The 25735-nt window shown below is 70.0% G+C and carries 27 protein-coding genes; 16 read left to right on the top strand and 11 right to left on the bottom strand.

Annotation, left to right across the window (positions count from 1 at the left end):
* Positions 1-22: 22 nt before the first annotated feature.
* The 4 genes from ABD108_RS15040 to ABD108_RS15025 all read right to left on the bottom strand — a co-directional run bounded on the left by ABD108_RS15040 (position 23) and on the right by ABD108_RS15025 (position 4620).
* On the bottom strand, positions 23-2269 hold the full coding sequence (locus ABD108_RS15040) for a heavy metal translocating P-type ATPase (RefSeq protein ID WP_343930698.1): 2247 nt from the start codon (positions 2267-2269) through the stop codon (positions 23-25).
* A 235-nt stretch (positions 2270-2504) separates the two neighbouring features.
* Entirely contained in the window at positions 2505-3587 is a 1083-nt protein-coding gene (locus ABD108_RS15035) for an alpha/beta hydrolase (RefSeq protein ID WP_305112559.1), read from the bottom strand.
* Between the two features lie 21 nt (positions 3588-3608).
* Positions 3609-4211 (bottom strand): FMN-binding negative transcriptional regulator, encoded by a 603-nt coding sequence (locus tag ABD108_RS15030; protein ID WP_343930697.1) that lies wholly within the window; start codon positions 4209-4211, stop codon positions 3609-3611.
* Positions 4212-4221: 10 nt separating this feature from the next.
* Complete coding sequence (locus ABD108_RS15025; protein WP_220657085.1) at positions 4222-4620, bottom strand: DUF5313 domain-containing protein; 399 nt, start codon at positions 4618-4620, stop codon at positions 4222-4224.
* 200 nt (positions 4621-4820) lie between these two features.
* On the opposite strand from ABD108_RS15025, the gene ABD108_RS15020 reads away from it, so the two are divergent.
* Genes ABD108_RS15020 through ABD108_RS15005 form a run of 4 tightly spaced genes read left to right on the top strand, consistent with a single transcriptional unit; the run spans position 4821 to position 7938 of the window.
* Entirely contained in the window at positions 4821-5435 is a 615-nt protein-coding gene (locus ABD108_RS15020; protein ID WP_220657084.1) for a TetR/AcrR family transcriptional regulator, read from the top strand.
* Positions 5432-5929 carry a GNAT family N-acetyltransferase gene (locus tag ABD108_RS15015; RefSeq protein ID WP_220657083.1) on the top strand — a complete coding sequence of 166 codons (498 nt, stop codon included), beginning with the start codon at positions 5432-5434 and terminating at the stop codon, positions 5927-5929. Before ABD108_RS15020 ends, ABD108_RS15015 begins: the two co-directional genes overlap by 4 nt.
* On the top strand, positions 5929-6570 hold the full coding sequence (gene bluB, locus ABD108_RS15010; protein WP_305112557.1) for a 5,6-dimethylbenzimidazole synthase: 642 nt from the start codon (positions 5929-5931) through the stop codon (positions 6568-6570). Before ABD108_RS15015 ends, bluB begins: the two co-directional genes overlap by 1 nt.
* Positions 6571-6597: 27 nt before the next feature.
* Positions 6598-7938 (top strand): L,D-transpeptidase, encoded by a 1341-nt coding sequence (locus ABD108_RS15005; RefSeq protein ID WP_343930696.1) that lies wholly within the window; start codon positions 6598-6600, stop codon positions 7936-7938.
* On the opposite strand, the gene ABD108_RS15000 is transcribed toward ABD108_RS15005, so the two are convergent.
* On the bottom strand, positions 7935-9164 hold the full coding sequence (locus tag ABD108_RS15000; RefSeq protein ID WP_220657081.1) for an MFS transporter: 1230 nt from the start codon (positions 9162-9164) through the stop codon (positions 7935-7937). The two genes, ABD108_RS15005 and ABD108_RS15000, sit on opposite strands and share 4 nt — an antisense overlap.
* A gap of 103 nt (positions 9165-9267) precedes the next feature.
* On the opposite strand from ABD108_RS15000, the gene ABD108_RS14995 reads away from it, so the two are divergent.
* Positions 9268-9591, top strand: coding sequence for an ArsR/SmtB family transcription factor (locus tag ABD108_RS14995; protein WP_305112555.1), 324 nt, complete (start codon positions 9268-9270; stop codon positions 9589-9591).
* Here ABD108_RS14995 and ABD108_RS14990 read toward each other — a convergent pair.
* Both ABD108_RS14990 and ABD108_RS14985 read right to left on the bottom strand, forming a co-directional pair.
* Positions 9530-10222 carry a DUF998 domain-containing protein gene (locus ABD108_RS14990; RefSeq protein ID WP_305112554.1) on the bottom strand — a complete coding sequence of 231 codons (693 nt, stop codon included), beginning with the start codon at positions 10220-10222 and terminating at the stop codon, positions 9530-9532. The two genes, ABD108_RS14995 and ABD108_RS14990, sit on opposite strands and share 62 nt — an antisense overlap.
* 9 nt (positions 10223-10231) lie before the next feature.
* Positions 10232-11155, bottom strand: a complete 924-nt coding sequence (locus ABD108_RS14985) for a cytochrome c oxidase assembly protein (RefSeq protein WP_220658511.1) — start codon at positions 11153-11155, stop codon at positions 10232-10234.
* A 20-nt stretch (positions 11156-11175) separates the two neighbouring features.
* Between ABD108_RS14985 and ABD108_RS14980 the strand changes: the two genes are divergently transcribed.
* The 7 genes from ABD108_RS14980 (at position 11176) to ABD108_RS14950 (ending at position 18909) form a co-directional block, all read left to right on the top strand.
* Positions 11176-11874 (top strand): response regulator transcription factor, encoded by a 699-nt coding sequence (locus ABD108_RS14980; RefSeq protein WP_220657078.1) that lies wholly within the window; start codon positions 11176-11178, stop codon positions 11872-11874.
* Positions 11871-13001: a sensor histidine kinase gene (locus ABD108_RS14975; RefSeq protein ID WP_220657077.1), complete on the top strand. Its 1131-nt coding sequence runs from the start codon at positions 11871-11873 to the stop codon at positions 12999-13001. The genes ABD108_RS14980 and ABD108_RS14975 overlap by 4 nt, the downstream gene beginning before the upstream one ends.
* 124 nt (positions 13002-13125) lie before the next feature.
* Positions 13126-15276, top strand: coding sequence for a SulP family inorganic anion transporter (locus ABD108_RS14970; RefSeq protein WP_220657076.1), 2151 nt, complete (start codon positions 13126-13128; stop codon positions 15274-15276).
* A gap of 155 nt (positions 15277-15431) precedes the next feature.
* Positions 15432-16079: a phosphatase PAP2 family protein gene (locus ABD108_RS14965; protein ID WP_220657075.1), complete on the top strand. Its 648-nt coding sequence runs from the start codon at positions 15432-15434 to the stop codon at positions 16077-16079.
* Complete coding sequence (locus ABD108_RS14960; RefSeq protein ID WP_220657074.1) at positions 16051-16749, top strand: response regulator transcription factor; 699 nt, start codon at positions 16051-16053, stop codon at positions 16747-16749. The genes ABD108_RS14965 and ABD108_RS14960 overlap by 29 nt, the downstream gene beginning before the upstream one ends.
* Positions 16746-18101 (top strand): sensor histidine kinase, encoded by a 1356-nt coding sequence (locus tag ABD108_RS14955; protein WP_343930695.1) that lies wholly within the window; start codon positions 16746-16748, stop codon positions 18099-18101. The genes ABD108_RS14960 and ABD108_RS14955 overlap by 4 nt, the downstream gene beginning before the upstream one ends.
* Before the next feature lie 10 nt (positions 18102-18111).
* Positions 18112-18909 carry a glutamate racemase gene (locus tag ABD108_RS14950; protein WP_343930694.1) on the top strand — a complete coding sequence of 266 codons (798 nt, stop codon included), beginning with the start codon at positions 18112-18114 and terminating at the stop codon, positions 18907-18909.
* 164 nt (positions 18910-19073) lie between these two features.
* On the opposite strand, the gene ABD108_RS14945 is transcribed toward ABD108_RS14950, so the two are convergent.
* Positions 19074-20654, bottom strand: coding sequence for an ABC transporter permease (locus ABD108_RS14945; RefSeq protein ID WP_343930693.1), 1581 nt, complete (start codon positions 20652-20654; stop codon positions 19074-19076).
* Positions 20651-21550: an ABC transporter ATP-binding protein gene (locus ABD108_RS14940; RefSeq protein WP_343930692.1), complete on the bottom strand. Its 900-nt coding sequence runs from the start codon at positions 21548-21550 to the stop codon at positions 20651-20653. The genes ABD108_RS14945 and ABD108_RS14940 overlap by 4 nt, the downstream gene beginning before the upstream one ends.
* A gap of 64 nt (positions 21551-21614) precedes the next feature.
* Between ABD108_RS14940 and ABD108_RS14935 the strand changes: the two genes are divergently transcribed.
* Together ABD108_RS14935 and ABD108_RS14930 are read left to right on the top strand one after the other, a co-directional pair.
* Positions 21615-22076 carry a GbsR/MarR family transcriptional regulator gene (locus ABD108_RS14935; RefSeq protein ID WP_220657069.1) on the top strand — a complete coding sequence of 154 codons (462 nt, stop codon included), beginning with the start codon at positions 21615-21617 and terminating at the stop codon, positions 22074-22076.
* 198 nt (positions 22077-22274) lie between these two features.
* The gene (locus ABD108_RS14930) at positions 22275-22895 is read left to right on the top strand and encodes a hypothetical protein (protein WP_220657068.1); all 621 of its coding nucleotides are present in this window, start codon (positions 22275-22277) and stop codon (positions 22893-22895) included.
* A 78-nt stretch (positions 22896-22973) separates the two neighbouring features.
* Here ABD108_RS14930 and ABD108_RS14925 read toward each other — a convergent pair whose 3' ends face one another.
* The gene (locus ABD108_RS14925; RefSeq protein WP_343930691.1) at positions 22974-23567 is read right to left on the bottom strand and encodes a M15 family metallopeptidase; all 594 of its coding nucleotides are present in this window, start codon (positions 23565-23567) and stop codon (positions 22974-22976) included.
* 69 nt (positions 23568-23636) lie between these two features.
* On the bottom strand, positions 23637-24389 hold the full coding sequence (locus tag ABD108_RS14920) for a helix-turn-helix domain-containing protein (RefSeq protein ID WP_343930690.1): 753 nt from the start codon (positions 24387-24389) through the stop codon (positions 23637-23639).
* A gap of 101 nt (positions 24390-24490) precedes the next feature.
* On the opposite strand from ABD108_RS14920, the gene ABD108_RS14915 reads away from it, so the two are divergent.
* Together ABD108_RS14915 and ABD108_RS14910 are read left to right on the top strand one after the other, a co-directional pair.
* Positions 24491-25369 (top strand): phytanoyl-CoA dioxygenase family protein, encoded by an 879-nt coding sequence (locus ABD108_RS14915; protein ID WP_343930689.1) that lies wholly within the window; start codon positions 24491-24493, stop codon positions 25367-25369.
* A 15-nt stretch (positions 25370-25384) separates the two neighbouring features.
* On the top strand, positions 25385-25726 hold the full coding sequence (locus tag ABD108_RS14910; protein WP_343930688.1) for a hypothetical protein: 342 nt from the start codon (positions 25385-25387) through the stop codon (positions 25724-25726).
* The last annotated feature ends 9 nt before the right edge of the window (positions 25727-25735 follow it).

The following is a 25735-nucleotide window of genomic DNA, read 5'->3' as shown; positions in this document are numbered from 1 at the left end:
TCGAGCTCGGGCTCGGCCGGGCTCAGCGCTCGCCGAACTTGCGCAGGCGCAAGCTGTTCCACACCACGAAGAAGGAGCTGAAACTCATCGCGGCGGCGCTGATCAGCGGGTTCAGCAGTCCCGCGGCGGCGATCGGGATCGCGGCCACGTTGTAGCCGAAGGCCCACACCAGATTCGTCTTGATCGTCTTCAGGGTGGCGCGGGCGAGGCCGAGGGCGTCCGGCACGGCGGCGAGTTCCTCGCGCATCAGCACCACATCGGCGGCGCCCTGCGCCACATCGGTACCCGTGCCCATCGCCAGGCCCAGATCGGCCGCGGCGAGCGCCGGGCCGTCGTTCACACCGTCGCCCACCATCGCCACGCGACGGCCCTGCGCCTGCAGCTCCCGCACCGCGTCCACCTTGCCGTCCGGCAGCACGTCGGCACGCACGTCGTCGATGCCCACGGACGCGGCGACCTTCGCGGCGGCGGCGGCGTTGTCGCCGGTGAGCAGCACCGTGGTGATGCCGGCCTCGTGCAGCCGCGCGATGGCCGCCGCGGCGTCGGGCTTGATGGTGTCGGCCACCTCGAACACGGCGGCCACGGCGCCGTCGACCTCGACCACGGCCACCGTGCGCCCGGCCTGCGCCGCGGCGTCGACGGCGGCGGCGAGGCCCCCGGGCGCGACGAACCGCGGATTGCCCACCCGCACCGCGCGACCCTGCACCACACCGGTGGCACCCAGGCCGGGCACCGCCCGGAAGTCGTCCACCGCAGGCAGATCCCCGCCCGCCCGGGCCACCACGGCCCGGGCCACGGCGTGCTCGGAGGCGGTCTCCACGGCGCCCGCGAGGCGCAGCACCTCGTCGTCCGAGAAGCCCGGCGCCGCGGTCACCCCCGTCACCTCCAACAGGCCGGTGGTCACCGTGCCGGTCTTGTCGAAGACCACGGTGTCGATGGTCTCGGTGGCTTCGAGGGCCTGGTGGCCGCGCACGTACACGCCGAGTTGCGCGCCGCGTCCGGAGGCCACCATGAAGGCCACCGGCGTGGCGAGGCCCAGGGCGCACGGGCAGGCGATCACCAGGACCGCGATCGCGGCCTTCACCGCGTTGTCGATCGAGCCGCCGAACACCAGCCAGCCCAGGAAGGTGAGTGCGGCGATGCCGAAGACGCAGGGCACGAAGACCGCCGAGACCCGGTCGGCGAGCCGCTGCATGCGTGCCTTGGTGGCCTGCGCGTCCTCCACCAGGCGCAGCATCGCCGCGAACGTGGTGTCCTCGCCGACCGCGGTGGCGCGCACCGTCAGGCGGCCGTCCTGGCACACCGTGCCGCCCACCACCCGGTCGCCGGGACCGGCCGGGACGGGACGGGATTCGCCGGTCATCGCCGAGTTGTCGACGAAGGCGGAGCCGGATTCGACGACGCCGTCGGTGGCGATGGTCTCGCCGGGGCGCACCACGAACTGCTGCTCCTCGCGGAGCTCGCCGATCGGGATCCGCAACTCGGAGCCGTCGCGCACGAGCACGGACACCTCGCGCGCCCCGCGCGTGGACAGATCGCGCAGCGCCGCGGCGGCCTTGGCCCGCGCGGAGGCCTCGAAGTACCGCCCGGCGAGCACGAACACCGTGACGCCCATGGCGACTTCGAGGTAGATCGGATCGGACTGGATGATCGCGTTCCACAGGCCGTGCGGATCGGGACGCTGCCGGCCCGGGGTGAGCACGGTGACCACCGACCACGCGGTGGCCGTGATGATGCCCACCGAGACCAGGGTGTCCATGGTGGCGGCGCCGTGCCGCGCGCCCTGCCAGGCCTTCTTGTGCAGCGGCCACGCGCCCCACGTGACCACCGGCAGGCTCAGCGCCAGCAGCACCCACTCCCAGCCCGGGAAGCGGGTGGACGGGATGGTGGCCAGCACGATCGACAGATCGGCCGCGGGCACGAACAGCACCAGCGAGACCACGAGCCGGCGGAGTACGTCGCGCCGCTCGCGTTCCTCCGCCAGCATCGCGCGGCGCGGATTGGGCGACTTCGGGGCCGCGGTGTACCCGGCCGCCTCGACGGTGCCGGTCAGTTGCTCGACGGTGACCTCGGGCGCGTGCTCGACCGTGGCGGTGCGCGTGGCCAGGTTGACCACCGCGCGCACCCCGTCGAGCTTGTTCAGCTTCCGCTCGACCCGGCCGACGCACGCGGCGCAGGTCATGCCGCCGACATCGAGGAAGGTGCGCTGCGCCGACGCCGCGGAATCCTCCGCGGGGGCGGCCGGCGCGGCCGAGTGCAGATCCGTCACCCCTCCAGTATCCACGCCGGGAGAAATCGCCCGGAAACGCGAAAGGCCTTGATACCGGCTCCCGGAATGGGGGGAGGAGGGGGAGCCGGTATCAAGGCTCAAACACGCAGCCGTCGACGTGGGGGGAGACGTCATATGACGGCCGCAGAACCTACGATACGTGGTGTACGCGTACGCCCGCCACCTTTCGTGACATGCGTGTTCGCATGGCAGTGCAATGTGCCTACCTACGTTGTCAAGATCGCGCCGCCAGAACGGTTCGCAGCACGTCAAGCGCGGTGTCCACATCGACGCGCGCATCGGCGCTCACACCCACCGAATTCAGGAATCCGTGCAACGCGCCGGGCGCGAGCTGCGTGGTGGCGTCCACACCGGCGTCCCGCAGCCGCTGCGCGTACGCCGCTCCCTCGTCCCGCAGGGGATCGAAACCGGCCACCACCACGTGGGTCCGGCCGATCCCGCCCAGGCCGTCGGCGTGCAGCACGTGGAACTTCGGATCGGTGTCCTGCCCGGGTTCCGGCGTGTACTGCTGCCGGAACCACTCGATGTCCGCCTTCGTCAGGAAGTAGCCGGAGGCGAAGGTGTCGCGGCTGCGGTTCGCCGGATCGGCGCCCGTGACCGGGTAGAACAGCAGCGCGAAGGCCGGCTGCGGTCCGCCGCGCAGCGACAACTCCCGCGAGACCACCGCTGAGAGGTTCCCGCCCGCGCTGTCACCGGAGACCGCGACCCGCTTCGGATCGGCGCCCAGTTGATCGGCGTGCGCGATCGCCCACAGCGTGGCCGCCACCGCATCGTCCGCGGCCGCCGGGAAGATGTCCTCCGGGGCCAGCCGGTAGTCCACCGCGAGCACCCGCACCCCGGCGCGTTCCGCGATGTACCGGCACGGTGCGTCGTGCGAGTCCAGATCGCCCAGCACGAACCCGCCGCCGTGGAAGAAGACCACCAGCGGGGAGCCCGCGGGCAGGTCCTTCGGGGTGTACAGCCGCGCCGGGATCGGGCCGGCGGCACCGTCGACCATCAGTCCGCGCGTGCCCACCGACGGCGCCGTGCCCGCGCCGACGGCGGCGCTGAGCTTGAGCATCGAGGCGCGGGAGAGGGCCACATCGCGCCCGGCCAGGCCGTCGACGCCCTGCGCCTTGAGGAGCATCAGGGTGATCTGCGAATCGAGATCCATCTCGTTGCCGTCGACCCGCGGCGCGGGACCCACCAGCCGCCGCTTCACCTGGGTGGGGAGGCCGAAGACCGCCTTCGCCCCGCCCGCGACCAGCGGGGTGGGAATCGACAGAGCGGCCTTCTGGACGAGTTCTTTGAGCGCCATGGTCCGATAGTAGGACGTGCGTCACACATCCCGCGCGCGGCGCATCTCCGCCGCCGCCACCGGGTCCGAGGCGTCCAGGGCGGCCTGCACCCCGGCGATGTCCTCGGGGCTGCGGCCGCGGCTCCACTTCTCCTTCGCGGTCACCTCGGTGACCGCGACCCGGAGCCCGACGATCGCCTTCAACTGCTGCTCGATGTACGTGGTCGGGGCGTCGTCCAGGCCCCACGGTGCGGGCCTGCCCGCCTCGTGCCGGGCGGTGAGCCGGGCGACGATGTCGCGGCACGCCGCGGCGTCCTCGTGGACGCTCGCGCGGCCCCGCAGCTGCACCTCGGAGTAGTTCCAGGTGGGCACCGCGCGACCGTGCTCGGCCTTGGACGGGTACCAACCGGGGGAGACATAGGAATCCGGCCCCGTCACCACGATCAGGACCTCGGCGCCGTCGAGCTCGCGCCAGTGCCGGTTGGCCTTCGCGAAATGCCCGATCACCGTCTCGCCCTCCCACAACAAGGGCAGTGTGGTCGCGTGCAGGCCACCGGCGGCGGAGAAGACGGTGCCGATACCGGCGGCGCCCACGGTGGCGCGGGCCCGCTCCTCATCGGAGCGGTCGGGTGCGGCGACGTACATCAGCGGCGCCTCACTGACCCCGGGGCCCGTACTTCTCCACGTACTCCCGGTGCAGATCCGCCTCCCGCACCCGGGCGCGCTGATCCACCAGATCGGGATCGAGGCCGTGCCAGCGCAGCCGCGCCCGCCGGTAGATCTTGTTCAGGGCGATCGCGAAGTACACGAACGGGATGAAGATCGGCAGCGTCATCGTGGCCTTGACCAGGAAGTCCGCATCCACGAACCAGAACGGCACCAGCATCAGGAAACACGGGATCGAGAACCGGATCACGGTGCGCGCGGCGGCGCCGGGACCGGCGAGATCGTTGGCCACCCAGTCGCGCATCGAGTCCGGCAGCGTGCGCCCGTAGGAGTACAGCAGGTACTGCACGGGGTTCGGCTTGCTCGGGCTGTCGGTCATGTCAGTCATTGTCTCACCACGCGATCCCCGTGCCGAGCGGGGCGAATCGCGCGTGCACGAACGCGGTGACGACGAGGTGCTGGGGTGCGGTCCGCGGCCCGTCGCGCCCGGCCACCGGCCCTTGATGTGGCATGAACGAACCACAATTCCGGGCGGTTCTTGCCATCATGAACCTTCCCGGCGGGGTCACAAGCCTAGAATCGGACGTTGTGAGTCCCGGCAGAAACGATCAGACCGCGCAGAGCATCCTCTCTGCGGCGGTGGCGAGCATCGGCAGCGTCGGTATCTCGCGTACCACCATGGAGCACGTCGCGAACCTCGCGGGCATCGGCGTGGCCACCGTGTACCGCCGCTTCAACCGCAAGGACAACCTCGTCCAACAGGCCATCCGGTACGAGGCCGAACAACTGCTCAAGACCATCGAGCAGCAGATCGCGGGCCTGCCCACGGTGGAGGAGGCGCTCACCGAGGGCTTCGTGGCCTTCCTCCGCGAGGCGCACCGGCGCCCGCTGATCCGCGGGATCGGCGACGGTAACGTGGTGGTGGGCCTGCCGATGATCGCGCAGGGCGGGGCGATGCTCATCGAGATCGGGCGGACCTTCGCGGCCAACATCATCGAGGGCTTCCAGGACAAGGGTGATCTGCCGCCGTTCGATCCGAAGCCGATCGCCGAGATCTTCGCGCGTGTGGGGCACTCGGTGCTGCTGGCGCCGGACGGGCTGATCAGTTTCGACGATCCGTACGCCGCGGGCCGGGTGGTCCGTGAGTGCCTGATGCCCGCGATCGCCGCGCAGACCGCGGCCGCAACCGAAGGAGCTTCATGATCCGCCCGGCTACACCCGCTGATGTCCCCGAGCTGCTCGCGATGATCTCCGAGCTGGCCGCCTACAACAAGGCTCCCGATGCGGCCGTGGCCACCGAGGAGCAGCTGCACGAGGCGCTGTTCGGCGAGCACCCGGCCGTGTTCGCGCACCTGGCCACCGAGCCCGGCGAAGACGGTGCCGAGGTGGCCGTGGGCATGGCCGTCTTCTTCCGCACCTTCTCCACCTGGACCGGCGGCTACGGCATCTGGCTCGAGGACCTGTACGTCCGTTCCACCTCGCGGGGCGGCGGCCACGGCAAGCAGCTCATCGCCTCGCTGGCGAAGCTGTGCGCCGACCGCGGATACCCGCGGCTGGAGTGGACCGTCGTGGAGTGGAACACCCCGGCGATCGGTTTCTACCGGGCGCTCGGCGCCGTCCCGATGGACGACTGGACCACGCAGCGCCTCACCGGCGATGCCCTCGGATCGTTGGCGAGCCAGTTCGACGGTTCCTGATGGACGTCTTCGAGGCGATCCGCGCGCGCCGCGATGTGCGCAACGAGTTCAGCGGCGAGCTGATCGACGAGGACCGCCTCACCCGGCTGCTGCGGGCCGCGCACAGCGCACCCAGCGTGGGGAACACCCAGCCCTGGGACTTCGTGGTGGTGCAGGACCCGGCCACGCTGGCCGCCTTCGCCGCGCACGTGGGGCAGTGCCGTGATGACTTCGCCCGGTCGCTGCCCGAGGACCGTCGCGAGACCTTCAACCCGATCGTCATCGAGGGCATCGAGAGCTCGCGCACCGGCGTCGTGGTGACCTACGACCCCACCCGCGGCGGCGCCAACATCCTGGGCCGGCACACCATCGACGAGACCGGCCATCTCTCGGTGGCGCTCGCCATCCAGAACCTGTGGCTGGCGGCCACATCGGAGGGCGTCGGGGTGGGCTGGGTGTCCTTCTACCGCGAACCCGCGCTGCGCGAACTGGTCGGCGTACCGGAACACGTTCATATTGTGGCGTGGTTATGTGTGGGACCGGTCACACGCTTCCAGGAAGTCCCTGACCTGGAACGATTCGGATGGCGCGATCGGCGCCCGCTGTCTGCGGCGGTGCACCGGGAGCGTTTCGGAAACGGAGACGTCACCGGAGATCGTTAGACTGCGGTCGACGATGAGGGGATGTACGTGACGCGATTCAAACGTGCCCGGAGCGGCGGTCAGCAGCTGGTCGGGCGACGGACGGTGCTCATCGGCGCCGCCGCGGCGGTGCCGCTGGTCGCCGGTGCCTGCACGATCGGCGATGTGGGCGGCAAGAACGCGGCACCGTCGACCCCTGCGAAGGATCCGGCCGAGATCACCGTGACCCCGGCCGACGGCGCGAAGGACGTGAGCCCGATCGCCCCGGTCTCCGTGTCGATCGCCAAGGCCGTGCTGGGCTCGGTCACCCTCACCGATGCCAACGGCGTCGCCGTGGAGGGGAAGCTGTCCACCGACATGCTGTCGTGGAAGCCCGCCAAGCCGCTCGCCTACAACGGCGTGTACACCCTGGTCGCGAAGTACGAGACGCTCGGCCAGCCGCGCGAGCACAAGACCACGTTCAGCACGGTGGTGGTCGATGAGACCAACAAGACGCTGCCCTACTTCGAGAACACCGGCGGCATGTCGCTCAACGACGGTGCCGTGTACGGCGTGGGCCAGGTGGCCGTGGTGCACTTCGACGAGCCGATCAAGGATCGCTCGATGGCGCAGAAGCTGCTCAAGGCGACCACCACGCCGCCCGTCGAGGGCGCGTGGAGCTGGACCACCGATAAGACGGTCGCCTGGCGGCCCAAGGACTACTACCCCTCGGGCACCAAGGTCTCGATCGAGGTGAACGCCTTCGGCAAGCAGGTCAGCCCCGGGCTGTGGGGCGAGAAGGACATCGCGATCACCTTCAGCATCGGCGAATCCCACGTCTCGATCGCCGACGACAACACCAAGCAGGTACAGGTCTTCGTGGGTGGCCAGATGGTGCGGTCGATGCCCACGTCGATGGGCCAGGGCGGCACCGAGGTGGTGAACGGCAAGACGCTGCACTTCTGGACGCAGCGCGGCGTGTACACGGTGCTGGACAAGGCGAATCCGGTGATCATGGACTCGTCCACCTACGGCCTGCCGATCAACTCGCGGCTGGGCTACAAGCAGACCATCGGCTGGGCCACCCGGATCAGCAACGACGGCATCTACCTGCACGCGCTGGACAACATCGGCGCGCAGGGCGTGCGCAACGAGTCGCACGGCTGCCTGAACCTGAGCCCCGCGAACGCGCAGTGGTTCTTCGAGCTCAGCCAGCCGGGCGATGTGGTCGAGGTCCGCAACACCGGCGGTCCGCCGCTGGAGCAGTGGCAGAACGGCGACTGGACGGTGCCGTGGGCCACCTGGGTGGCCGGCGGCGCGCCGGTCGAGGAGACCCCGAGCACCACACCGAGTGCGGGTTCGGGTCCGGCTCCGTCATCGGCGCCGAGCTCCGTTGCCCCGGGGAACTAGACCACCCGCTCGGTGACGACGGGGCGCGCGCGGCCGCTGCGCATGCCGATCGCGGCGGCGATGAGGCAGCCGGAGGCCACGGCGGCGGCGAACCACGGGAAGATCGCGGCGGTGCCGTACTCGGTGGCCAGGTAGCCGGCGATCACGGTGGGCACGCCCATCGCGAGGTAGCCCAGCAGGTAGTAGGCGCTCATCACCTGTCCGCGGGCGTGCGCGGGCGCCACGGAGGCGAGGTGCCGCAGGGAGCCGCCGAAGGCGAGTCCGAAGGTGGCGCCGAGGGCCACGGTGTCGACCATGATCAGCCAGGTGATGCCGGAGTGCACGGCCACCACGGCCAGGCCCAGCGAGACCACCAGCCCCAGATCGCCGACGATGGCGGTGGGGCGCGCCGGATACCGGCCGCCCACGTACTGCGCCACGGCGGAGGCCACGGCCATCATGGCCACCAGCATGCCGGTGAAGATCACCGAGCGGTGCCCGGTCACGTGCTGCACCAGCGCCGGGTACAGGCTGAGGAAGACGCCGAGCACCGACCACGCGGTGATGATGCCGATGCCGGAGAACCAGAAGTCGGAGGTGATCTCGCCGGGAACGCTGGGGCGGGAGAACCGGACCCGGCCGCCGGTGCGCCCGAAGTGCGGTTCCACGAGGGCGATGACGCCGATCAGGATCACCAGCACCACCACGCCCATGGCGATGAACGGGGTGCGCAGCGGGCTGGGTGCGTACTGCGCGACGGCGGCGGCGCCGAGCGCGGTGGCCGCGATGCCCACGTTGAGGAAGACGCCGGACAGCATGCCGTTGCGCGCGCCCTCCTGGGGTCGCACGTCCAGCAGGGCCGCGCCCGCGACCACGGTGATCGAGCCGATGGCGGCGCCGTGCAGGAAGCGCGCCAGGATCAGCTGCCATTCGGCGCCGGCGAACAGGAAGATCACCAGGCCCACCAGGATGGTCGCGACCGCGACCAGCAGCACGGGTTTACGGCCGATCGCGTCCGAGATGGGGCCCACGGTGAGCGCCGCGCCGAGCGCGCCGATGGCGTAGACGGCGAAGACGAGCGTGGTCGACAGGGCCGACAGGTGCCACTGCTGCTGGTAGATCGGGTACAGCGGGGAGGGCAGCCCGGAGACGCCGAGCGCGAGTGCGAGCAGCGTGAGCAGGAGCGCGAACGACCAGGCCTGCGGGTGCGGCCGGGCCGCGCTGCGCTGGTGCTCGGTGATGCTCATCGGCATGCCTTCCGGTGGTTCCGAGTTCGATGGACGTCGAACCAAGACGAGAGTACAGTCAAGTTCGATCAAGATCAAACCGTTATCTCAGGAAACGAGAGCCATGCCCGACAGCCCCGTCGCCCCGTTGCAGACCGTCCTCGCCGCGCTCGCCGATCCGGTGCGCCTGGAGATGGTTCGTCGTCTGCATCGCGAGCAGCGGCCGCTGGCCTGCGCGGAGCTCTACGACGGGGTCACCAAGGCCACGGCGAGCCATCACTTCAAGGTGCTCCGGGAGGCGGGCGTCACCCGGCGCGCCGATGAGGGTGCGCAGGCGCGCCAGCAACTCCGGCTCGACGACGTGGAGGACGTGTACCCGGGGCTGCTCAGCTCGGTGCTGGCGGCGGCGGATCAGGAGGCGGGCGTACCGGTATCGGCAGGGCGATGAGCACCAGCCACACGGTGAGCCCCGCGATCTGCAGGCGTTGCGCCACACCGAGATACAGGTCCGGATCGGTGATCGCCATCGCGGCCAGCGTCCACACCGAGGCGATCAGGTAGGTCAGTCCCGCGAAGAACGCGACCACGGTGACGGGCCGGACGGTGCGCAGCGCACCGTCGTGCCCGCCGCGCAGCAGCCAGGCGCCCCAGGCGAGCACCGCCACGGCCCCGCCCGTTCCGGCGAGTCCCGAGGAGTAGGCGTGCGCGAGGTGGGTGAACGGGACCTGCCCGTTGGCCTCGCGGTAGGCGCACGTGGCATCGGCGGTGGGCGTGCAGGACAGCGGCAGCAGCGCATCGCACATGGTGGCCGCGCCCAGCACGATCATGCCGCCCATCCAGGCCCAGGCGAATCGTGACTCGGGCCGGGCGGCCTTCCACCACAGCGCGGCGCCCACGATGAAGCAGGTGCCGGCCAGCAGGTCGGTGGCGCGGAAGAACTGGGCGTAGGGCTGGCCGGTGGCCGCCACCTCGCTCACGTAGGACCGCAGTCCGTTGAGGGTGGAGCCGAGGGTGGGGGCGAAGATCCACGCCGAATAGAAGATCGCGCCCGCGATGATCACCAGGCGGGCTCGCTGCATGTCCCCACGTTACCGGCCGCGCAATTGCTCCAGGTAGGCGTTGTAGGCGGCCCGCTCGTCGTCTTCGCGGACCTCGGCGCCGGCCCGCTCGGAGTCGTGGTTCTCCGCGCGGCGCCAGCGCAGCGCGAAGATGCACACGGTCACCATCGCGACCGGTTCGCCGTACGACCAGGCGAGGGCGCCGGCGATGGTCTGGTCGCGCACCGGGTCGATGCCCCATTCCGGTGGCGGGAAGGCGAACATCGCGACCATCGGCGTGGTGGCCATCATCAGCATCACGCCGATGAAGACGTGCAGGGGCATCTCGATGAAGATGTCGAAGAAGCGCATGAGCCAGGAGTCGCGGCCCGGCAGCGGGCCCACCGACATGATCGGCAGGATGAACAGGATCCCGGCGCCCAGGAAGAACAGCTGCAGGGCCGTGTGACCGAACCAGTTGCCGCCGATCCGGTCGATGATGCCGCTCAGGTACACGCCGTAGTAGCTGATCAGGAACAGCGGGATGGTGAAGCCGGAGTGCAGCAGGATCCTGGGCGCCCGGCTGCGTAGCAGCCCCAGGGCGGCGCCGAGCACCACCTTGCCTGCGCCGTGGTGCGGGGTGGCGCGCAGCAGCAGGACGCCGGGTGCCCCGCCCACCAGCAGGGGCGGCACCAGGATCGACAGGGTGAGCTGCTGGAACATGAATGCGCTGAACAGGTGCCAGGAGTAGGCCTCGATCTTCAGGCCGGTGACGGCGGCCAGTGCGAGGCATCCGAGCAGGAAGCTGATCACCCGCGCCGGGTGCCACGATCGCCCTTGGGCGCGCACCCTGCGCACGCCGATCAGGTAGACGATCGCCGCGACGGCCGCGAGTACCGGGAGCAGGGGTAACTGCGGCGGCTCCCACCCGAGCATTCCCAGCACGGTGGGCGCCGCCGCCGGCGGCGCTGGCATATCCACATGCGCATATTACAATGAATGTCATGAACACTGAAAGTGTCCTCGTGATCGAGGACGAACCCGCCCTCGGACGCCTCGTCCGGGACTATCTGACCCGCGAAGGATTCGACGTCACGGTGGCCATGGACGGAGAGCGCGGCCTGCAGCTCGCCCGCGAGCTCGACCCCGCCGTGATCATCCTCGACATCGGCCTCCCCCGGATCGACGGACTCGAAGTCTGCCGCTCACTGCGCAGGTTCTCCGACGCCTACGTCCTCATGCTCACCGCCCGCGGTGACGAGACCGACAAGATCGTCGGCCTGTCCGTCGGGGCCGACGACTACCTGGTCAAACCGTTCAGCCCGCGCGAGGTGGTGGCCCGGGTGCGGGCCATGCTGCGCCGCCCCCGGCGCATGCCCGACGGTGCCGGCACCGACCGCACCTACGGAGACCTCGCGATCGACCTGCTCGGGCGCGAGGTGCGCCTGGGCGATCAGGCCGTGGACCTCACCGCCACCGAATTCGACGTGCTCGCGGTGCTCGCCCGCAGCCCCAACGTCGCCTTCTCCCGGCGACAGCTGATCGAGGCCGTCTGGGGCGCCGGCTGGGTGGGCGATGAGCGCCTGGTCGACGTGCACGTCGGCCGGGTGCGCCGCAAACTCGGTGACGATGCGGGCGACCCGCGCTACGTTCGTACCGTGCGCGGCGTGGGATACCGAATGGGTCAGGGGTGAAACTTCTCGAACCGGTCCTCGAACCGATTCGGGAGCGGCTGGCACGGCAGGGGATCGGCACCCGCATGGCGGTTCTGCTGGTCCTGGTGTCGCTGGTGACCCTCTCCATGACGGCCCTGGTCGATTTCGTGCTGTGGCCGAGCATCCTGGAGGGACACTTCGCGGGAATCCGGCTGCCGGATCCGAAGGACCACACCAGGGACAACACCACACCGGCGAACGTGCTCGCGGTGGTCCTCGGCTTCGGATCGGCCGTCGTGGTGTCGATCGCCCTGAGCCTGGTGATCGCCCGCCGGCTCAATCGCTCGGTGGAGCGGCTGGCGAACGCGGCCCAGCAGGTGGCCGACGGCCGCCCCGATGTGCGCGTGGCGCCGGTCTCGCTCGGGCCGGAGGCCGGGGAGCTGGTGACCGCCTTCAACGACATGGCCACCCGCCTGGAATCCACCGAACGGTCGCGCCGCCGGCTACTGACCGATCTGGCGCACGAGATCCGCACGCCGGTCAGCGTTCTCGACGGATACCTCGAGGGGATGCAGGACGGGGTGGTGGTGGCCGACGATGAGACCGTCACCATGCTGCGGGAGCAGACCAACCGTCTTGCGCGACTGACCGAGGACGTGCTCGCCGTCTCGCACGCCGATGAGGGCGCGCTGGACCTGCGTCCGTCCGAGGTGGACGTGCGCGAACTCGTGGAGTCGTCGGTGGCGGCCGCCCGGAAGGCGTACGCGGACAAGGACGTCGCGCTGTCGTCGAAGACCCGTCTGGGGCGCACCACGATCCGCGCCGACCGCCAGCGGCTCCAGCAGGTGCTGGCGAACCTGCTCGCGAACGCCCTGCGGCACAGCCCGCCCGGGACCGCGGTCGAGGTGGTGGCGGAGATGGCCTCGCACCGGCGGGTGAAGATCAGCGTGGTCGACCACGGCGACGGCATCGACGCCGCGCACCTGCCCTGGATCTTCGAGCGGTTCTACCGCACCGATATCGCGCGCGACCGGGACAGCGGCGGCAGCGGGGTGGGCCTGACCATCTGCCGCAGCATCGTCGCCGCCCACGACGGCCATCTGTGGGTCGAATCCGAGGGTCCCGGCACCGGCGCGACCTTCGCAATGACGCTGCCCGCCCGCTGAATTCGCGGGCAAAACGTGTCCTGCGCCACTTCACCGAACCTTCACGCCCGTGCGGCGACGCGGACACATGCCGTCACCACAGTGGATGGGGTAAGCAACAGATCCGATCCGTGAGGGAGTCGTCGTGCAGGAGAAGTTAAGAGAGGTGGTGCGTTTCGATGTGCCCGCCTCCATCGTGGTGTTCCTGGTAGCGCTGCCCCTGTCCTTGGGCATCGCCCTCGCATCCGGTGCGCCCCTGATGGCGGGATTGATCGCGGGCGTCATCGGCGGCATCGTCGGCGGCGTGATGGGCGGCTCCCCGCTCCTGGTCAGCGGCCCCGCCGCGGGCCTCACCGTGGTGGTGGCCGAGCTGATCAACAAGTTCGGCTGGAAGGTCACCGCCGCGATCACCGTGGCCGCCGGCCTGGTGCAGATCATGCTCGGCATGAGCCGGATCGCCCGTGCCGCCCTGGCGATCTCGCCGGTGGTGGTGCACGCGATGCTCGCCGGTATCGGCGTCACGATCGTGATCCAGCAGACCCACGTGCTGTTCGGCGGCTCCTCGCGGAGCTCGGTGCTGCAGAACCTGATGGACCTCCCCGCGCGGATCGGGTCGATGCACTGGCCCGATTTCGCCGTCGGTGCGGTGGTGATCGCGGTGATGATGGTGTGGCCGAAGCTGCCGCCGAAGTTCCGCAAGGTCCCGGGCGCCCTGGTCGCCATCGTCGCGGCCACCGTGCTCTCGCTCGTGGTGCCGATGAACGTGGAGCGGATCAAGCTCAACGGCTCCATCATCGATGCCATCGGCCTGCCGCAGCTGCCCACCGGACAGTGGGCCGCCGTCGCCCTCGGTGTGCTCACCGTGGCGCTGATCGCCAGCGTCGAGAGCCTGCTCTCGGCGGTCGCCGTCGACAAGATGCACGACGGCCCCAAGTCGAACCTCGACCGTGAGCTGATCGGCCAGGGTGCCGCGAACTCGCTGTCCGGTCTGCTCGGCGGCCTGCCCGTGACGGGCGTGATCGTCCGCAGTGCCACGAACGTCACCTCGGGTGCCCGCACCAAGTGGTCCGCGGTGCTGCACGGCGTGTGGCTGCTGCTGTTCTCCGTGGCCCTGTCCGGCCTGGTGGAGAAGATCCCGACCTCGGCACTCGCCGGCCTGCTCATCGTGATCGGCTTCCAGCTGGTCAAGACCGCGCACATCCGCACCGCACGCCGCACCGGCGACATCGCGGTCTACGCCGTCACCATCCTGGGAGTGCTCTTCCTCAACCTGCTCGAGGGTGTCCTCGCGGGCCTGGTGGTGGCCATCCTGCTGGTGCTCTGGCGAGTGGCCCGGGCATCGATCGAGGCCTCGCAGGACAGCGCCGGACGGTGGCACGTGGCGATCGACGGATCGCTCAGCTTCTTCTCGCTGCCCCGCCTCTCGCGGGTGCTCGCCTCGGTCCCGCCCCAGTCGGACGTGGCGATCGAGCTCACCGTCGATTTCCTGGACCACGCGTCGGCGGAGGAGATCACCGAGTGGGTGCGCCGCTACCGCGCATCGGGTGGCACCGTGACCATCGACGATCTGGGCGTCGCGCAGATCCACGCGGCCGGCGATATGTCGCCGCGACGCACCACCGACCGTCCGGCCGAGCGCGGCCTGCTGCCCTGGCGCGCGCACGCCCGCGGTGGCCTCGCGGACGGCATCGCCCGCTACCACCGCCGGCACGCCTCGCTGCTCAGCGACGATTTCGACGAGCTCAGCGATGCCCAGCAGCCCGAGGCGCTGTTCCTCACCTGCGCCGATTCGCGGGTGGTGCCGAACGTGATCACCGCCAGCGGCCCGGGCGACCTGTTCACCGTCCGCAACGTGGGCAACCTGGTCCCGGCCGGGGGCGTCGACGGGTCCTTCGAGGCAGCGCTCACCTTCGCGGTCGACAACCTGCAGGTCCGCCAGGTGATCGTGTGCGGGCACTCGGCCTGCGGCGCGATGGGCGTGGCGATGAACCGTCCGGCGGTGCCGCCGAGCATCGAGGAGTGGATCGGTCACGCCGATCCCTCGGTCGCCGCCTACCAGGAGGGGCACCCCGTGCGGCGCGCCGCCGAGGAGGCGGGGTTCGATGCCGCCGATCAGCTCGGCGTGGTCAATGTGGCGGTCCAGGTGGAGAACCTGCGGGCCCATCCGCTGCTGCGCGAGGCCGTGGCAGCCGGCCGGATCGATGTGGTCGGCCTGTTCTTCGACATCCGGTCGGGGCAGGTGCTGCGGGTCACGGACACGGCGGTCGTAGAGGCGGATACCCTCACCCACGTCTGACGGCATGCCGGCGCGGCGTCGCGGGGTCCCTCACCCCTGCGGCGCCGCGCATCCGTCTGCGTTCCGCTCTTCGGAACGACTACTGTGACAGAGTTGTGACACGGATGAGGCGCGGACGCGGCCGACGCGGGACCTCCGCGCCGGAGGCTGAAGTCATGCTCCTCAACCCCCGCCTCTGGGCAGCGGCCAGTGTGGCCGCCGCGTCCTTCCTGGGCCTCGCCGCGCTCTACCTCGTCGTGGTGGGCACCCAGTCCGGCCAGTACATCGACAATCAGCTCATGGTCCGCATCTCCGCCGTCTTCGGCGTGCAGATCCCCACCTCCGGCTGGTTCGGCGATGCGCAGATGCCGCTCCTGATGATCGGCTTCGCCGCCGTCGCCATCCTGCTCGCCGCGAACCGCTCGCTGCGCACCGTCGTCGAGGCGGGCGCGATCGTCTGCCTCACGCTCGGCGGGGCCTACGTGCTCAAGGCCCTGCTGGACCGCCCCTCGTTCGGTGTGGGTCCGGCCCTCAATTCGTTTCCGTCGAACACCGTCGCCGTCTTCGCCGCGCTCACCGCGGTGGCCGTGATCTGCGCGCCCTCGGCGCTGCGCACGCTCGTCCTGCTGTACGCCTTCGGGGTGGGCGCGGTCGCGTCCTTCGCTGTCGTTGCATTGCAATGGCACCGCCCGGGTGATGTGCTGGGGGCGTGGTTGGTGGCCGCGTGCGCCGCGGGAGCGGTGCGCACCTACAGCGCGGCGTGGAGTGCGGAGACGATTCTGAGGAGGCCCGTCGGTGGTCAAACTGCTGCTCATCGAGGATGATCCGGCGATCGTCGATGCGCTGACCTTGTCCCTGCGGCGGCTCGACCACACCGTCGAACACCTTGCGGGTGCGCCCGACGATCTCGAGGAGCACGTGGCCGCCGCCGATGCGGTGATCCTGGACGTGGGCCTGCCCGGCGACGACGGTTTCGCGGTGTGCCGCCGGATCCGCCGCACCAGCCAGGTGCCGATCCTCATGCTCACCGCCCGCGCGGACGACATCGACACGGTGGCGGGACTCGAATCCGGCGCAGACGATTACGTGGTCAAGCCCGTGAGCCCGCGGGTCCTGGACGCCCGGATCAAGGCCGCGCTGCGGCGCAGCGCGCCCGCGGTCGAGCAGGTGGAGGACGAGGAGGCGCCACCCGCCGTGGTGACCTCGTCCGGCCTGACGGTGGACCGCGCGGCGGCCGAGGTGCTGCGCGACGGTGAGCCGCTTCCGTTGACCCCCACCGAGAAACGCCTCATGTACGTCTTCGCCGATCACCCCGGGCAGGTGCTCAGCCGCGAGCAGCTGTTGACCCTGGTGTGGAATCAGGACTTCCTCGGTGATTCGCGCCTGGTGGACAACGCGATCCTGCGGTTGCGGCCGAAGGTCGATCGTCCGGACGAGCCGAGCTGCATCGAGACGGTGCGGGGCTTCGGCTACCGGTTCCGGGCGGGGAGATGATCAAGAGCCTCCGGGTCCGCCTGCTGGTGATCATCGTGCTGGTCACGGCGTTCACGGCGGCGGTGACGGGAGCCTCCGTCGCCTACGTGGTGCGCGACTGGGTGTACGAGGACGCCCAGCAGGCCGTGCTCACCACGTTCCGCCACGATATGGACACCTTCGATGAGCGGCCGACCCTGGAATTCGTGTCGTCCACCTATCGCGTCGTCGACCTCAACGGCACCGTCCTCCAGGCGGGCGAGGTGCCGCCCGGACTGATCCCGCAGTCGATGGACGACTACCTGCGGCAGGTGCGCAGCACCTATCGTTTCCAGCGGCTGGACGACGGCCGGGTTCTGGTGGGGCACAGCTCGAACAAACATACGTACATGGTCTTCGCGGTGGAGCCCCTGGAGGGGGTGAACGAACGCCTGCGGCAACTGATGAGCCTCGTGGCGCTCGCGACGCTGGGCGGCGCGGTGCTCGGCGCGATCGCCGGGGTGCTCGTGGCCCGTGCGGTCACCCGCCCGTTGCGACGGGTCCAGGACGTGGCCGCCGCGGTGGCCGGTGGCGATGCGACGGTGCGCCTGCCGGAGACCTCGATGGCGGAGCTGCGGGAACTGTCGCAGAACTTCAACGGCATGCTCGACCGGCAGAACGAATCGCTCGATGTGCTGCGCCGCCAGGACGAGCGCTCGCGCCGCTTCGCGAGCGATGTCTCGCACGAGCTGCGCAGCCCGCTCGCGGCATTGGTCCCGGCCGCGGAGGTGCTCCGCGAGGAGGCCGATGCCATGGCGGCGGAGTCGGGCGACGATCCCGATCTCGCTCGCGCCGCCCGGATGGTGGCCACCGAGGTCGACGGGTTGGCCCACCTGCTCGACGATCTGCTGGAGATGACCCGGCTCGACGCCGGTGTCGCCGAGGTCCGGGCGGAACGGTTCGAGCTGGTCGGGGCGGTGCGCTCGGCGCTCGACGCACGGGGGTGGACCTCGGTGCGGGTCGGCGGCCCGGCCGAGTTGTGGGTGAACACGGACCGGCGACGGGTGGTCGCGGTGGTCACGAACCTGGTGGGCAATGCGCTGCGTCACGGCGCCGCGCCGGTGTCGGTGCGGGTGGGACCGTGGGCGCCGGAGCAGGGCGAGCCGGGCGCGGTCGTCGAGGTCCGTGATCAGGGCGACGGTGTGCCGCCCGGGCACGAGGCCCTGGTCTTCGACCGGTTGCACAAGGCGCAGGACGCCCGCTCGCGGACCGTCGGCGGCGGTGCGGGCCTGGGGCTCGCGATCGCCCGGGACAACGCACGGCTGCTGGGCGGCGATGTGGATTACCGCCGCGACGGCGCCACCACCGTCTTCCGGACCTGGTTCCGCGGCTAAACTCTGGGCCATGCGCGTGGCGGTGATCGACTCCGGTTTCGGGATGGTCAATTACGCCGACGCCCTGTCGCGGCTGCGCCCCGATACCGAGCTGGTGCTGGCCCGCGATCCCGACAACATGCCCTACGGCCTGCTGCCGCCCGAGCGGATCTCCGAGTGCATCGTGGCGATGGCGGGGGCCGCCGCCCGTTACGACGTGGACGCGATCGTGGTGGCCTGCAACACCGGATCGATGTACGCCCTGGAGGCGGCGCGGGCCCGGTTCGAGCCCGCGGTGCCGGTGATCGGGGTGGTGCCCGCGATCCGTCCCGCGGGGTCGACGGGGCGCCCCTTCGCGGTGTGGGCCACCGCCGCGGCCACGGTGAGCGACTACCAGACCTCGCTCATCGACGCCTTCGCCGATCCGGCACTGGCGCACAGGATTCCCTGTTACGGACTGGCCGAGGCCATCGACTCCGGCGATCTCGGTCGGGTGTCCGCGGCGGTGTCCGCGGCCGCGGCGGCGACCCCCGAGGACATCGAGTCGGTGGTGCTCGGGTGCACGCACTACGGGCTGGTGCGGGAGCAGATCGTGGCGGCGTTGCGGGAGCGCACGGGACGCGATCTCACCGTCTTCGATTCACCGGAACCGGTGGCTCGGCAGGTGTTGCGACGGCTCGGTGTGGAGCCCGGGGGACCGGACCGGCTCGGCGCGGTGATCGCGGTCCTGGAGTCCGGGCGGCCGGGCTCGATGCCGGCCGCGCTGGCCGCGTATCCCGCGGGCCGCGATCTCCTGAAACGTTGTGATCACAACGAAATAAAGACATGACAAAAAGATCGCGATGAGATATATGCATGATCGCAACTCTCCTGTTATCCTGAGAGTGCACTGACCGCAGCTGACTCGCTCGCTGCGGTCAGTAGTCATTTGCAGGGCTTTTCGCGTGATCGCACTCTCAGGAGCGCACCGGCGCCGGCGGACGTGGTCATCGATCAGGCCGCCAGATCGCGTCGCGATTCGGAGAAGGCCGCGGCGAGCAGGCCGGCCGCGGCGATCGCGATCAGGGCCACGGTGGTGCCGGTGATGAGCGGGGAACCGGGCTGCGTGGCGACGTGCGTGAACGGCGACAGCTTCGAGACCCAGTCGGGCAGGCGCAGGACGTCGGCCACCATCATCACCACGCACAGGGCCAGCGCCACCCACCCCACCGCGGACCACTGCGCGGAGATCGCGCCGGCCAGCGCGGCGATGGCCGTCAGGACCCACACCGCGGGCAGTGCGCCCAGCGCGGGACCGATCAGCTGTTGTCCGGCGGTGAGCGAGACACCCAGGCCCAGTGCGGCGGTGGCCACGAAGGTGGCGATCACCGCCACGGTGAGGTGGGAGGCGTACCAGCGCAGCCGCCGTACCGGTCCGGCGAGCAGGTACTCGGCGCGTCCGGAAAGCTCTTCGGAGCACGCGGTGTTCACGATGGAGATGCCGAGCGCGGCGGTGGCCATGCCCATCACCGAGAACTCCGCACCGAAGAAGATGTCGAGCAGGTTCGAGCCGGATCCGCCGAGGCGCTCCAGCATCTCGCGGGTGCCCTCGTTCCCGGCGAGCGAGTCGATCGCCGAACCCATTCCGCCGAAAGCGGCACCCACGGCGAGCATGCCCACCGTCCAGCCGATCAGCTGGCCGCGATGCAGCCGCCAGGTGAGCGCCTCGACGGAGCCGAGCAGGGGACCGGCGTGCGCCCGGCCCCGTCCCACCGGGATGATCCCGGCGCCCAGGTCGCGCTGAGCAGCGATGCGCAGCGCGATCGCGGCGAGCGCCACGGTGAGCACGAGCAGCGGGATCACGGGCCACCACCGGTCGTCCGCGAAGGGGCGCATCTGCTGCGACCAGCCGAGCGGCGAGAGCCAGGACTCCCAGCCCGGTTCGGCGGGCAGGGTGCCGTCCGTGCGGAGCACCGAGACATCGCCCACCGCACGCAGCAGGTAGGCGGCGCCCAGTCCCACGGCGAACAACCCGCGAGCGGCGCGGGCGCCTTCGGTGAGCTGCGCGCACAGCAGGGCGAAGGCCGCGAAGACGATGCCGGTGAGGGCCCACAGCGCCCCGAAGGCCAGGCTTCCGGGTGCGTCGGCGCCCATGCCGATCAGCGTGAGCGCGCTGAGCACGCCGATCGCCAGGCTGAGCACGACGGACTCGATGAGCGCGGCCAGGGGCGGTGCGATGCGGTCGATGGCGGAGGCGCCCAGCATTTCCCGCCGCCCCGATTCCTCGTCGGCACGGGTGTGCCGGATCACCAGCAGGCCGGTGAGCAGGCCGAGCGCGGCGGCCATCATCACCACCATCTTGATCATGCCCACGGCGCCGACGGTGGCGGAGTACACCGGGCCGAACATCGCGACGAGCGAGGGGTTCTCGCTCGCGGCGCGCGCGGCCGAGTCGAGTGCGGCCTGGTCGGTGTAGTTGGTCTTCGCGGTGGAATAGGCCGAGGCCGCCATCGCCACGTACAGCAGCAGCCACACCGCGAGCTGGATGCGGTCGCGCCGCACCACCAGCCGCAGGGTGGCGCCGAGCCCGGTCATCGAGCGCCCTGTTCGGCCGTGTCGTAATGCCGCAGGAACAGCTCCTCCAGTGTGGGCGGGCGGCTGGTGAGTGAGGTCGGCGCGCCGGCCGCCAATCGGGCGAGGACGCTGCCGAGGTCGGCGGTGTCCACGCTGAACGACAGTCGATCGCCGTCGGCCTGCAGATCGTGCACGCCCGCGGTGCCCGACAGATCCGTCGGCTGGGAGACGGTGGCCTCCACCCGAGTGCGCGAGAGGTGACGCAGCGAGGCGAGCGTGCCGGTCTCCACGGTGGCGCCGTCCTTGATGATGGTCACGGCGTCGGCCACGCGGTCCACCTCGGAGAGGATGTGGCTCGACAGCAGGATCGAAGCGCCCCTGGCCTTCTCCTCCTCCAGGCACTGCGTGAACACCTCCTCCATCAGCGGATCGAGGCCCGAGGTGGGCTCGTCGAGGATCAGCAGTTCGGCCCGCGCGGCGAAGGCGGAGACCAGTGCCACCTTCTGCCGGTTGCCCTTGCTGTAGGTGCGCGCCTTCTTGGTGGGGTCGAGGGCGAAGCGGTCGAGCAGCTCGTCGCGGCGCGCCTCGTCGATGCAGCCGCGCAGCCGGCCCAGGAGATCGATGATCTCGCCGCCGGACAGGTTGGGCCACAGGGTCACATCGCCCGGCACGTAGGCGAGCCGACGGTGCAGCTCGGGGGCCTGGCGCCAGGGATCACCGCCGAGCAGTTCGACGGTGCCGTCCGTCTTCTTGAGCAGGCCGAGCAGGATTCGGATGGTGGTCGACTTCCCCGCGCCGTTGGGGCCGAGGAAGGCGTGTACCTCCCCGGGGCGGACGTGGAGTTCGAGGCCGTTGAGAGCGTGAGCGCTACCGAAGGTCTTGGTCAGGCCCTCGGCGCGGATGACATCGTTGGTCATAGCGGCGACGCTATACCCATTTCAGAAGTTTGTGAAGTGTCAGAACCCTGTATATTCTGCGTCTGTGGACGCGCCGAACTTCGTGGAGAACATGGCAGCCGCCCTCGTCGAGGCCGGAATGCAACGGATGGCGGCCCGGGTCTTCTCCGCGGTGCTCGCCTCGCCGGACGGTGCGCTGACCCCGTCGCAGATCGCGAAGCAGCTCTCGGTGTCGGCCGGCGCCGTGTCCGGTGCGGTCGGCTACCTCGAACAGGCCGGCATGATCCGGAAATCGCACGTCCCGGGTTCGCGCCACAGCCTCATCGAGCTGGGGGACGACATCTGGTACGAAGCGCTGACCTCGCGCAATCCCATTCTGGAGCGGTGGCTCACCGTGGCCGACGACGGGCTCAAGGAGCTTCCGGAGGGCGGTCCGGCGGCCGAGCGTGTGGCGGTGATGCGTGATTTCTTCGAGTTCGTGCTCACGGAACTCCCGGATCTCATGGAGCGCTGGCGTCTGACACGCCTTGAGCGCCACGGACACTGAGGCGGCCGAAGCGGTTCCGCCCCCGGCGATAGCACAAAGGGCGTTGCCGGTTAAGTTTGTTTGCAATAACAACATCCAATGGCCATGATGCGTTTCTTCTTTTCGTTAGTTTGCGAATGCAGACTCATTGGCGAGCGGGTCACTGTGGCCCCGCTCACAGTATGTGTCCGAGCGTCTCCCTCAACGAAAGGCTCTACCGTGAATACTCAGGTCACCAGGTCCGTCGCGGCCATGGTCGGAGTCGCCGCAGGCGTCTCGCTCTCGCTTCTCGGTGCCACCGGCGCGGCATCGGCATCGCCCAAGCCGCATCCCTCGGGCGGCGGCGCGAACAGTGTCGATCTCGTCGAGGTCACCGCGCAGGCGTCGGCGATCGGCAAGGACAACGGATTCACCATCAGGAACGTGGCCGATCGGGCCGATGCGAACGCCGGGCAGGCGCAGCGCGCGCAGGTGCTGCCGGCCGGAACCCAGTTCGTATTGAGCTCCAACAACTTCGGCAACGTGGCTCTCGGCGACACCGAGGGGTACTCGGTCACCCTGCTCACCGCGAACGGTCGCGACAAGGTGATCACCCTGAAGAACGACATCCAGCCCGGCGGATCGATCCCCGTGACGCTCGGCAAGATCCAGGTGTCGGTCGGAACCACCTTCAACCTCAAGCTCTCCGACTACTCGGTGCAGCCGGCCCGCACCAAGCAGGCGCTCGACTGGACCGAGCGGGCCAACCCCGGTCAGACCCAGTACCAGCAGAACAACGCCGCCGGCGTCTTCTGCCTCGCGGCGGTCGCGCCGGTCCTGAGCTTCTGCTCGCCGACGTAGGTCCCATCCGGTCGCAGGGCCGGCTGTGAAGGGCTCCGGTACCGGCTCCGCTGGTACCGGAGCCCTTGTCCGGCTGGGTCATCGGGAGCGCGATGCGGCGTCGTCCACCATCGGGGCGCACTGCCCGCCCGTCTTGGCCTCGAAGTGCCACATCTCGTTGGCGTACACGCGGCACAGCCCGTAGTCCTCGCCGAACCGGGTCATCCAGTCGGCGGCATCGGTCGGTCCCACATCGACGGCCTCACCGCGCACGTGCTCGGAGGTCGCCCCGTCCGCCACCGTGCGCCGGGCCTCGGCCTCCGATCCGTACTTCCTGACCGCATCGTCGTAGAGCGACTGCTGGTACCGCGCTGAGCGCCAGCCCGAGGTCACCCTGATCTCCACGCCCCGGTCGTCCCGCGCCGCCGTCGCCGCCGCCTGCAAGGCCCGGCGCAGCTCCGGCTGGAGCTTGGTGATGGCGGGTGTATCGGTGTCCACGGAGATGCTGTCCGGCAGCACGCCGTCGGCGGCCCCCAGCGGACCGCTCGGGGTGCCGTCCGAACCGCCGGCGGCAGGTCCCGCGGGCGTGCCCACACCACCGGGAAGGGTGGTGGATCCACAGCCGCCCACCGCCAGCAGCGCGGCGAGACCGACGGCGAAGACGATGCGGGGGAGTGGTTTCGACGGTGCCATGCGACCAGCATCGGCGCGCTCCGTCCCGGGCTCGTCCCCGTCGAGCCCCGGCCGTGTCCCGATCGTGTCTCAGGCGCGCCGGTCCCGCGGCCGATCACCGCGGCCACGCAGGCTGCGCGGGGAGAGCCCGGTCTCGATGCGGCAGGCCTTGTTGAACGCCTGCGTGTCCTCGTAGCCCACGGAGGCAGCGACTGCGGAGATCGGCAGGGTTGAGTTCCGGAGCAGGTGCACGGCACGTTCGATGCGCCTGTGACGCATGTATCCGATGACGGTGCGCCCGGTCTCCGTGCGGAACAAGCGTGTCAGGTGAGTGTGGGAGATGCCGATCTCGCGTGCCAGCTCGGCGACCGAGGGGAGTGCCTCAAGGTTCGACTCGATGATCGAAAGTGCCTGGGCAACATAGTCGATGCTACCGACGAAGGTGGCCTCCTGGTCGAGCAGCCGGTGCAGCGCGACCCAGATCTCGGCGCGTGCGCGATCGGGTGCGGTCGCGGCGTGGCGCACCGCGTTGCGAAAGGTCACGTCGAAGTCGGGCAGCGATCGCCCGGGGTTGAGCACGAGCGGTGACACGTCGCCGCCGGGGGAGCAGGCGGCGGAGAAATGCACGAAATCGTGGCGGCTGGGCCCGGTGTAGCGGTATTCGGTGACTGCGCCCGGAGGTACCAGTGACACTGTGCCGGGGCGGATCTGGTGGCTGATTCCGTCGATGACCAGTTCCGCGGTGTACGAGTACAGGTGGAACGCCCACAGATCCGGCAGGCAGTACACCTCCGTGCGGGGGCCGGGGCCGGAGCAGTGGACCGCGTTGCCGGCCTGCACCACGAGGGGTGGCCCGCTCAGGTCGATCGGCATGGTGAAAATTTACCAGTAGTCGCGTGATGTGGGCCACGACTTCCGGCGCGGTCGCGCCTACCGTTCTCTGCATGGAATCGACGATGGAACGCAAGCACCTCCTCACTTCGGTGGACATGGCGAGGTTCGTCGCCACCGGCTCGATCGCCCTGGAATCCGTGGTGCCGGAGGCGGTGAACGAACGCGCGCTGGCAGTGCTGGACGAGGGGATTCCCGGTCATCCGTACGGCACGCCCCTCGAGACCGCATATCCCGCGGGCAGCTTCGTGCGGGAACTGCTCGACATCCCGGCTGTGGCGGGCGCGTTGCGCAGTCTCGTCGGCCCGGACCCGCGGATCGACCACCATCACGTGCACATCCGACCCGCACACGGCGGTGAGGCGCAGCACATGCACGCCGATGCGGTGCTCGACACGCGTGAAACGGCCTTCGACGTCCAGTTCATGTACTACCCACGGGCAGTCACTCTGGAGCAGGGCGGAACGCTCAGCGTGCCCGGGACGCATCTGCGGCGGATCAACGAGTCGGGGATCGGCCGGTATCAGAATCTCGTGGGCCAGACGAGACTCGTGTGCCCGGCGGGCACGGTGGTGTTCCTCCACCACGGGATCTGGCACGGTGGCCGCCGCAACGATTCGGATGAGCCCCGATACATGTTCAAGATCCGCTTCAACCCCACCGTGCGACAACTCCGACTGTGGAACACCGACGATATCGATTCTCCGGAGGTGCTCGAGGCCCTGCAGGCACCGCCGCGATGGGCGTCGAGCGCGGAGGGGCGGCTCGAGCAGATCAAACGAGCCAAGTTGTGGCGAGCGTTGACCGGCGACGACATGTTCGATATCGACTACTACCTGACGAGAGAGACGATCACGCCGACTTTCGTGGCCCCCGGGGCCACGGACCAGCGCTTGGGATTCGCCGGCCACGGCGCCGGCTGGAACCAGTGAGAGGGATTTCTGATCATGACTGACACGACACCGGCCGCCGCCCGCGACGGATTCATCGCGCCCCTCGCCGAACCGGGTGTGCGACAGCAGGTGATGGTGCTGCAACTCGCGACGTCGGCCCTCGATTCGCCGGTGCTCGGCTGGTCGAGGTACGACGGCACGGGTAGAAGCCGACCGACCATGGGCGACGGCGATGTGCCTCCGTACGCGACCGGCGTGGACGCGCTCGTCGACGGTTGGCGCCTGCTGCAGGCCTCCCAATTGATTCCACCGGCGAGGGGGTTCGAGCACGACACGTCGTATCTTCCGTACGAGTTCTGGCTGACCAGGTTGGTCGCCGTCGGCGCGGAAAGGTGATCGCTCCGG

It is taken from the genome of Tsukamurella strandjordii, from assembly GCF_039525985.1.
Classification (GTDB): domain Bacteria; phylum Actinomycetota; class Actinomycetes; order Mycobacteriales; family Mycobacteriaceae; genus Tsukamurella; species Tsukamurella strandjordii.
Note: the sequence above shows the minus strand (reverse complement) of the source record. Positions and strands in the feature narration are given on the sequence as shown.

Excerpts from the sequence above, each read along its gene's own strand:
- ABD108_RS14940 (WP_343930692.1), bottom strand. The coding sequence starts at position 21,550 with ATGACCAACGATGTCATCCGCGCCGAGGGCCTGACCAAGACCTTCGGT.
- ABD108_RS14915 (WP_343930689.1), top strand. The coding sequence starts at position 24,491 with ATGGAATCGACGATGGAACGCAAGCACCTCCTCACTTCGGTGGACATG.
- ABD108_RS14955 (WP_343930695.1), top strand. The coding sequence starts at position 16,746 with ATGATCAAGAGCCTCCGGGTCCGCCTGCTGGTGATCATCGTGCTGGTC.
- ABD108_RS15000 (WP_220657081.1), bottom strand. The coding sequence starts at position 9,164 with ATGAGCATCACCGAGCACCAGCGCAGCGCGGCCCGGCCGCACCCGCAG.
- bluB (WP_305112557.1), top strand. The coding sequence starts at position 5,929 with ATGGACGTCTTCGAGGCGATCCGCGCGCGCCGCGATGTGCGCAACGAG.
- ABD108_RS15030 (WP_343930697.1), bottom strand. The coding sequence starts at position 4,211 with ATGTACGTCGCCGCACCCGACCGCTCCGATGAGGAGCGGGCCCGCGCC.
- ABD108_RS14925 (WP_343930691.1), bottom strand. The coding sequence starts at position 23,567 with ATGGCACCGTCGAAACCACTCCCCCGCATCGTCTTCGCCGTCGGTCTC.
- ABD108_RS14945 (WP_343930693.1), bottom strand. The coding sequence starts at position 20,654 with ATGACCGGGCTCGGCGCCACCCTGCGGCTGGTGGTGCGGCGCGACCGC.
- ABD108_RS14995 (WP_305112555.1), top strand. The coding sequence starts at position 9,268 with ATGCCCGACAGCCCCGTCGCCCCGTTGCAGACCGTCCTCGCCGCGCTC.
- ABD108_RS14980 (WP_220657078.1), top strand. The coding sequence starts at position 11,176 with ATGAATGTCATGAACACTGAAAGTGTCCTCGTGATCGAGGACGAACCC.
- ABD108_RS14985 (WP_220658511.1), bottom strand. The coding sequence starts at position 11,155 with ATGCCAGCGCCGCCGGCGGCGGCGCCCACCGTGCTGGGAATGCTCGGG.
- ABD108_RS15015 (WP_220657083.1), top strand. The coding sequence starts at position 5,432 with ATGATCCGCCCGGCTACACCCGCTGATGTCCCCGAGCTGCTCGCGATG.
- ABD108_RS15035 (WP_305112559.1), bottom strand. The coding sequence starts at position 3,587 with ATGGCGCTCAAAGAACTCGTCCAGAAGGCCGCTCTGTCGATTCCCACC.
- ABD108_RS14950 (WP_343930694.1), top strand. The coding sequence starts at position 18,112 with ATGCGCGTGGCGGTGATCGACTCCGGTTTCGGGATGGTCAATTACGCC.
- ABD108_RS15025 (WP_220657085.1), bottom strand. The coding sequence starts at position 4,620 with ATGACTGACATGACCGACAGCCCGAGCAAGCCGAACCCCGTGCAGTAC.
- ABD108_RS14910 (WP_343930688.1), top strand. The coding sequence starts at position 25,385 with ATGACTGACACGACACCGGCCGCCGCCCGCGACGGATTCATCGCGCCC.
- ABD108_RS14990 (WP_305112554.1), bottom strand. The coding sequence starts at position 10,222 with ATGCAGCGAGCCCGCCTGGTGATCATCGCGGGCGCGATCTTCTATTCG.
- ABD108_RS14965 (WP_220657075.1), top strand. The coding sequence starts at position 15,432 with ATGCTCCTCAACCCCCGCCTCTGGGCAGCGGCCAGTGTGGCCGCCGCG.